Origin of the sequence: Neisseria sp. HMSC064E01, assembly GCF_001808875.1 — a bacterium.
GTDB lineage: Bacteria > Pseudomonadota > Gammaproteobacteria > Burkholderiales > Neisseriaceae > Neisseria > Neisseria sicca_A.
This window is the reverse complement of record NZ_KV794939.1, coordinates 1-7,993: the sequence shown is the minus strand read 5'-3', so window position 1 is coordinate 7,993 and position 7,993 is coordinate 1. Positions and strand designations below refer to the sequence as shown.

At 54.1% G+C, this 7,993-nt stretch carries 4 protein-coding genes and 1 pseudogene; all 5 read right to left on the bottom strand.

Annotation, left to right across the window (positions count from 1 at the left end; translation table 11 throughout):
- Positions 1–213: 213 nt before the first annotated feature.
- A complete protein-coding gene (locus HMPREF2572_RS06705) occupies positions 214–1,818 on the bottom strand; it encodes a sigma-54-dependent transcriptional regulator (protein WP_070497144.1) in 1,605 nt (534 codons plus the stop codon).
- Entirely contained in the window at positions 1,811–3,400 is a 1,590-nt protein-coding gene (locus tag HMPREF2572_RS06700; RefSeq protein ID WP_070497142.1) for an ATP-binding protein, read from the bottom strand. The genes HMPREF2572_RS06705 and HMPREF2572_RS06700 overlap by 8 nt, the downstream gene beginning before the upstream one ends.
- A gap of 164 nt (positions 3,401–3,564) precedes the next feature.
- On the bottom strand, positions 3,565–5,874 hold the full coding sequence (gene parC / locus HMPREF2572_RS06695; protein ID WP_070497139.1) for a DNA topoisomerase IV subunit A: 2,310 nt from the start codon (positions 5,872–5,874) through the stop codon (positions 3,565–3,567).
- A 194-nt stretch (positions 5,875–6,068) separates the two neighbouring features.
- Entirely contained in the window at positions 6,069–7,598 is a 1,530-nt protein-coding gene (locus HMPREF2572_RS06690; RefSeq protein WP_070497135.1) for an ABC transporter permease, read from the bottom strand.
- 151 nt (positions 7,599–7,749) lie between these two features.
- A pseudogene (locus HMPREF2572_RS06685) lies at positions 7,750–7,993 on the bottom strand (hypothetical protein); the annotation flags it as partial.

Genomic DNA, 7,993 nt, shown 5'->3' with positions numbered 1-7,993 from the left:
AATGCCGTACTGGTTTAAAGTTAATCCACTATGCCGGCATTTATCCACAAAACGCCCAAGACAAAGAGGTCGTCTGAAAATTTTCAGACGACCTCTGCGCATCATAAACATCAAAAACCGCGTATCCGTTTGAATCGCAGATACGCGGTTTGAGATTTGAAGCACATTTCGGGTCTTGCTTCCTAAACGTGCAGCCAACGGCAAAGCACCGACTTAATTGATATCCAAACGTTCCATACGGTAGCGCATGGAGCGGAAGCTGATACCCAAGAGCTTGGCAGCCTGAGTGCGGTTGTAACGGGTTTGCTGCAACGCTTGTTCGATAATGCCGCGCTCGATTTGGTCAAGGTAATCTTGAATCTGCATGGTGCGTGGATCAAACGGCGGAAGCGGCTGGTGATCCAAAGTTTCGCCTTTTCGTGTTTCGGAATCGGCGATGTCGTCGAGATCGAGGTTTGGATGGTCGTTTTTCGGTGTCGGCGTATTTTGGATTTGCAAATCATCCAGTTGGATAACTTGTCCGACAGTCAGAGCGACGGCGCGCTCAAGGATGTTTTCGAGTTCGCGGAAGTTGCCGGGATAGCTGTAATGCAGCAGGGCTTCTTGCGCTTTGGGGCTGAGTTTGTAGGTTTGCGTACCGTGGCGGTGTTTGTAGAGCAGGTACAGAATCAGCGCGCCCAAGTCCTCACGCATTTCGCGCAGGGGCGGCATGTGCAGGGTAACGACGTTGAGGCGGTAATATAAGTCTTGGCGGAACGCGCCGCTGTCAACGAGGGCTTCAAGGTTCTTGTGGGTAGCGCAGATGATGCGGACATCGACGAAAGTTTCGCGGGCATCACCGATGCGGCGCACGGCTTTTTCTTGGATGGCGCGCAGGAGTTTGACCTGCATGGCAAGCGGCAAGTCGGCAACTTCGTCGAGGAACAATGTGCCACCGTCGGCGTGTTGGAAGAAGCCGAGACGGTCTTGGTCGGCGCCGGTAAAGCTGCCTTTTTTGTAGCCGAAGAATTCGCTTTCCATCAGGTTTTCAGGAATCGCGCCGCAGTTCACCGCGATAAAGGGCTTGTCGGCACGATCAGACAATTCGTGGATGGTACGCGCAGCCTGTTCTTTACCGGTACCCGATTCGCCGGAAATGTAAACGGGCACGCCGCTGCGGGCGAGGCGGCGGATCAGGTGGCGGACCTCGACCATTTGGGGCGAACTGCCGAGCAGCCGCGGCATATCTTCTTCGCCGCCCAATTCCGGCACGTCTTCGTTCGCCCGCATGGCGATTTCGCCGGTGGCGAAGCGTTCTTTCATGGAACGCAGGCCTTCAGGAACGGTAACGGAGCCGCTCAAATCGCGCTTGGGCGGTTTGGGCGGAGTTTTCGGTTTGTTGAATGCGGCGGCGACGGGTGCAGACGGTTTTTCTATCGGCGGCTGGGCAATCTCGTCCGTACTATTGGAAACAGAGACGGCGGATTTAACCAGCGAACGCAGTTGGGAAAGGGTAATCGGCTTTTGCAGGTAGTCGAACGCGCCCGCATTCAGCGCTTCGACCGCCTGGTCGGCATTACCGAAGGCGGTAATGACCGCGACAGGGGTGTCGAGCATGAGTTCGTCTATGTATTGGACGACTTCGAGACCGGAGCCGTCGGGCATCCGCATATCGGTCAAGACGAGGGAGTAATCGTTGTTGTCGAGCTTGTCTTTGGCATCTTCTACGCCGACGGCGGTCTGCACGCGCAGACCCATCTTCATCAGCGTCATTTCCATCAAGTCGCGGATGTCTGCCTCGTCATCGACGACCAATACTGGGTCTTGCAGCTTACTCATTGTGTTCTCTCGGTAAAATCAGTTCGAATCCGTTCATTTCGGGGTGGTAATGGAGTTGGCCCATATTGGCGTGCGCCAGTTCGCGGGCAACGTACAATCCCAATCCCGTACCTTGTTTTTCAGTGGTGTAGAACGGCTCAAAGAGATGGTTGCGGACTTCAGGCGAAATGCCTTTGCCGTTATCGGCAACGACGATGGAAATGTGCATCCTGCCGCTGGGGCGGATCAGGACGGTAATCGCATTCTCATCCTGACGGCTGTGCCGCCAAGCATTATTGCAGAGGTTCCACATAATTTGCTGGATGTGCATCACATCAGCGAGGACGGTAAGGTTGTTGCCGTCCATATTCATGCGCAGGCAGCCGATAGCTTCGGAATTGTTGAGCGTGAACTCTTGTTTGAAGTCGAGCCAGAATTTCATCAGATTGATCGGCTCGCGGCTGATGTTGTCGCGTTTGTTGAGCAGGGAGATGTCTTCCAACATTTTATCGATGCGCTGGATGTTGCTGTCGATGATGCCGCAAAGCTTGGCTTTAACCGGATCGGGTTCGGCATCGTCATCACTTTCTTGCAGCAAATCGCTGGCGTGACGAATGGCGGACATCGGATTGCGGATTTCGTGGGCGAGGTTCGCGGTAAGCTGTCCGAGCGAGGTGAGCTTGGTGGACATGGCTTCCGCCGCGACTTCGCGCAGCGAACGGACATACAGCATGAGCAGTTCTGTCTGTTCCTGAATCAGGGGGACAGCGCGGACGTGCATGGCGTGTTGAAAGATGTGGATATCGGTTTCAAACGGTTTGTCGGGATGATATTGCCAGCGTGTAACCAATTCGCCGAACACGATTTCTTGTTGGTCAACCACCAAACCGGGGAAATAGGTTTTTGCCTGTTTGTTAAAAAGCCAGACGCGCTGGGTACTGTCGATAACGATAACGGCTTCCTGCACGCGGTTGAGAACGAGGCGGTTCAATCCGCTGATGCGGCGGTAGGCAAGCTGATGGCGGCTGGCAGATTCGGTTGCCTGCTCCAGATAGCGGGCAGCAAACGAAGTCAACATGGCGACAAGGTAACACGCGCCGCTAAGCAGGACCGTAGTAATCAGGGGCTGCGTATCCCAATCAAACGGATGCAGGCGGATGCTGCCGTCGAGCAGCAGATTGAAGAAAAACAGCATGGACGCGTAACCTGCGTACAGCATGGGGTAATGCCCGTAGCTGAGGAGGCAGGATGTCGCGACGAAAGGAAGGACAAGGATGCCGAAGCCCGAATCGACTCCGCCGGCGATATACACCAGTATCATCATCATCGAAATATCGACGACTGCGCTGGCATTGGGCAAATCCAAAGTCTGCCATTGCCAGTCCGGACGGGCGACGGATAACAAGATGAGGAAAGAATACAGCGCTGCCCAGCTGTAAAATTCGACGGGCGGGAATGACATGCCGATATGAGTGCCATTACTGTAAACGCCGAAAGCATGCATGACCAACAGCGGCAGCACGATGGCAATGCGGGCAATATTGATTAAACCGGGTATCCGCTCGCTCAGGTTTCCCAGTTCCTGAAAGCCGGACTTACTCATATCCGCAACCCTTTTTGTTTATTTTTATCATTATTAGTACCTGTTTTTGAAATCGTTCTGCGACATTGCCGCAGACGGTCGTAAATATTTTTTTAATTTTGTCAGCATAACATAAAACGACCGTGTTTTCTAGGTTTTCAATGTGTTACCGCGCCTTTTGTTGTTTATGCGAAGGCAGCGGACAAGGTTTTCAGACGACCTGAGATGTCCAAAACCTTCCCTTTTTTGCCGCGCTTGCCGTCGATATCGCAAATGCGCAATTTTTCCTGATGCGCCGCACCGCGCTTACCGACGGTTTCGACGATAAATTCCGCGGCCGTGGTCACGAGGACGTGTTCCAGCGATGCACCGTCGGTCAGCGACATCAACTGCAAACCGCGGCCTTTAGGCATGACTTTGAGTTCGCCGATGGAAAACGCCAAGAGACGGTGGTCGCTGCTGGCCAGTACGATTTTGCAGTCGGGATTGATGAGCGAAGAGGCATAGACGGCAATCGGCGGCAGGACAGTTTCGCCACTGTCCACAGTCATCACCACTTTGCCCGCTTTCACGCGCCCGACCATATCGGCCAACTTGGCGATGAAGCCGTAGCCGCCGCTGCCTGAGAGCAGGTAGTGCTGTTCGGGTTGTCCGGTGAGCATGGCGACGGGTTTCGCTCCGTTTTGCAGCTCGATTAACGATGAAACCGGCACGCCGTCGCCGCGTCCGCCGGGGATTTCGGCGGCATCGAGCGTGTAGGTTCTACCCAATGAGTCGAGAATGACGACGGGTAAAACGGTACGGCCTTCAAGGGTTTGTTTGAGGCGGTCGCCTTCTTTGAATGCGGTTTGGCTCAAATCGAGATTGTGTCCGGCACGGCTGCGTATCCAGCCTTTTTCCGACAAAATTAGCGTGATGGGTTCATCGGCGGTGGTTTGTGTCAGCACTGCGCGCCCGGCTTCTTCCACCAGCGTGCGGCGCGGGTCGCCGAACTGCTTCATGTCCGCTTGCATCTCTTTGATAATCAGCTTGCGTTTTTCGTTTTCGTCGCCCAAAAGGATATTCAGACGCCCCTGTTCCTCGCGCAATTCGTTCAATTCTTTTTCGAGTTTGAAACCTTCCAAACGCGCCAACTGACGCAGGCGGATTTCCAAAATGTCTTCGGCTTGGATTTCGGTCAGCCCGAACGCCGCCATCAAATCGGCTTTCGGGTCGTCCGATTCGCGGATGACTTTAATCACTTCGTCGATGTGCAGAAAGACTTTCAGACGGCCTCCAAGGATGTGCAACCGTTTTTCCACTTGGTTCAAACGGAATTTCAGACGACGTGTTACGGTCACGACGCGGAAATCCAGCCATTCCTGCAAAATCGTTTTCAGATTTTTCTGCGCGGGGCGGTTGTCCAGCCCCATCATCACCAAGTTCATGGACACATTGCCTTCCAGCGAAGTCTGCGCCATCAGCGTATTGATGAAGGTATCGGTATCGATGCGGCTGGATTTCGGCTCGAACACCAGTCGCACGGGATGCTCGCCGTCGGACTCGTCGCGCACGCGGTCGATTAAATCCAGCATCAGCTTTTTGGTGTTGAGCTGGTCTTGGTTGAGCTGTTTTTTACCTGCTTTCGGTTTCGGGTTGGTTTGTTCTTCGATTTCGGCGAGGATTTTGGCGGAATTGGCGTTCGGCGGCAGCTCGGTCACAATCACCCTCCATTGCCCGCGCGCCAGCTTCTCAATTTCGTAACGCGCACGCACGCGCACGCTGCCCTTTCCGGTTTCGTAAATACGGCGCAATTCGTCCGCCGGCGTGATAATTTGACCGCCGCCGGCAAAATCAGGCGCGGGGATGTATTGCATCAGGTCGGCGATTTCCAACGTCGGCTTCTTCAACAGCGCAATCGCCGCCTGCGTAACTTCGTTCAAATTGTGCGACGGAATTTCGGTCGCCATGCCCACTGCAATGCCCGACGCGCCGTTGAGCAATACCATCGGCAGGCGGGCGGGCAGGTGCAGCGGTTCGTCAAACGCGCCGTCGTAGTTCGGTACGAAATCCACCGTCCCCTGATTGATTTCGGACAACAGCAATTCCGCAATCGGCGTCAACCGCGCTTCGGTGTAACGCATCGCCGCCGCCCCGTCGCCGTCGCGCGAACCGAAGTTGCCGATGCCGTCGATTAAGGGGTAGCGCAAGGTAAAATCCTGCGCCATCCGCACCATCGCCTCATAGGCGGAACTGTCGCCGTGCGGGTGGTATTTACCCAAAATCTCGCCGACCACGCGCGCCGATTTCACCGGCTTCGCCCCCGCCGTCAAGCCCATATCGCGCATGGCAAACAAAATGCGCCGCTGCACGGGCTTCTGGCCGTCTGAAACTTCAGGCAGCGCGCGGCCTTTGACCACGCTCATGGCGTATTCGAGATAGGCGCGTTCGGCGTATTGACCTAAGAGCAGGTAGTCTTCGCCGACAGGGGATGGGACGGAAACGTGTTCGTTCATAAGGAAGCTGGAATGAAAGATAAAGGAAGGTATTGTAAAGGATAGCGAATGAAAATAAAAATGTCGGGGCATGGTTTCGCCGCGTATCTTTTTATTTTTGAATGGAATTGTTGACAATCTAAATGGATTTGAGGTCGTCTGAAATGTTTTCAGACGACCTCTATAAACATCATGCTACATTTCAAAAGCAGGCATCAAGTCTTTTCACGTTCGTCCAACAGCAAAAACACCATCAGCGACAGCAGCATCAAAACCGTCGTCAACACCATTGCCCGCGCATAATTGTCCTCCCCTGCCCTACCCAGATAGGAATAAATTAAAGTGGTCAGCGTTTGCCATTCGGGGCGCGACAAAAACAGCGTGGCGGCAAACTCTCCGATACAGGTTGCTGCCGCCAAAGTCAAACCGCGTCGCAAGGCGGGTTTCAATAATGGAGCGGTCACATACAAGGTCGTCTGAAAAGCATTTGCCCCCATACCGCGCGCAGCCGACACATAATCTTCAGGCAAATCGTCCCAAGCCGCCAACACGTCTTTTGCCACAAACGGATACGCCAGCAGCGCATAAGTGGCAACCAACAAAGGCAGCGATGCCGTCCATTGCGGATAAAGCAGCAATATACCGGCGGCAATGCAGACAGGCGAAACCATAAACGGCAAAAACACCAAACCGCGCACCCACGCCACCCGTCGCGCAACCGCCGCATACATCACCCCCAGCACCACCGCCGTCAAAACCGCCATCCCCGAAAACCGCAGCGTATTCCATCCTGCCGCCAAGGTTTCCTGTTCCAACAATACGCCCCAAGACCCGCCTGCCGACGCCGCCAGAAAAACCACCGCCACCAAAGGCAACAGGCAACACAGCAGCAAGACCATTAAAGAAAAACCCAGCAAAACACGTTCGCCGAAAGATTGCGGACGATGAGGCAGCAACGCACGAACCGCCTTATCAGAAGCCGTTTGCCGGCTCAAATACGCATACAGCAGCCCCGCCAATGCCGTCACGCCCAACACCATCCACACCAAAACCGACGCTTGAGCCATATCCAGCTCATACATCACCAACTGATAAATCTCCACCTCAACTGTCGTATAACGGCTGCCACCGAGCAACAAAGCCAGTCCGAAACCCGAAAAACAATACAAAAATACCAAACAAGCCCCGCCCGCCAACCAAGGGCGCAACACCGGCCATTCCACAAAACGAAACCGCTGCCAAGCCCCCGCACCCAGTGTCTGCGCCGACTGCAGCCTCGCCTGCGGCACCTGCAAAAAACCCTGATACGCCGCGCGTACCAACACAGGCAAATTGAAAAACACATTGCCGTAAAGCAACAAATACGGCGTGTCCTGCCAGCCCGCCCACAACACACCGTTTGCCCCGAACAAAGCCAACACCCCTACCCCGACCACCAAAGTCGGCATCACAAACGGCAACATCAAAAGCCGCAAAATCATCTCACGCCCACGAAACGACAACCTCGCCAACGACCACCCTACCGGAATGCCGAGCAATAAAACCAGCACACAAGTGACCGCCGCCTGAACCACCGTCCAAACCAAGCGATGCTGCATATAATCATCGGCCAATACCAACGACCAAGCCGACCCGTCATAAGCCGCCATCGCCACCAATGGCGAAACCACCATCACCACCAAGAAGCCCAAAGGCAGCAGCGCAAGCAAAACAGTGGCAGGAAACAAACGAAACAGAGTTTTCATGGAACGGATAGGCAGGGTTTAAAACAGATATTGTAACGGATACGAAGCAAAGGTCGTCTGAAAAGGGTTTTGAATTTTTCAGACGACCTTGATAAATGTTGGGTTTCAGGTCAATCTATACTTGTTAGTAGATTATTTATGGCTTGTTACCTTACCACATTGCTTTTCTACGCAAAGGCTCGTTGTGGTCGCCTTTGACCAGCTCCCAAATGGTCAGCCCCATTTGGGGTCCGAGAAGTACATCTTGCGTCCGAACTCCTTCTCCTTCGGGGAAGATCTCGCCTTTATTGAAATGGCGGGTTTCACCGTCAAAGCTGGTGATTTTCCACATACCTGAAATTGGAACTGGCTCTTCCTCGACGCCGATGATTTCCTGCGGCGCTTGGGTGTAGATC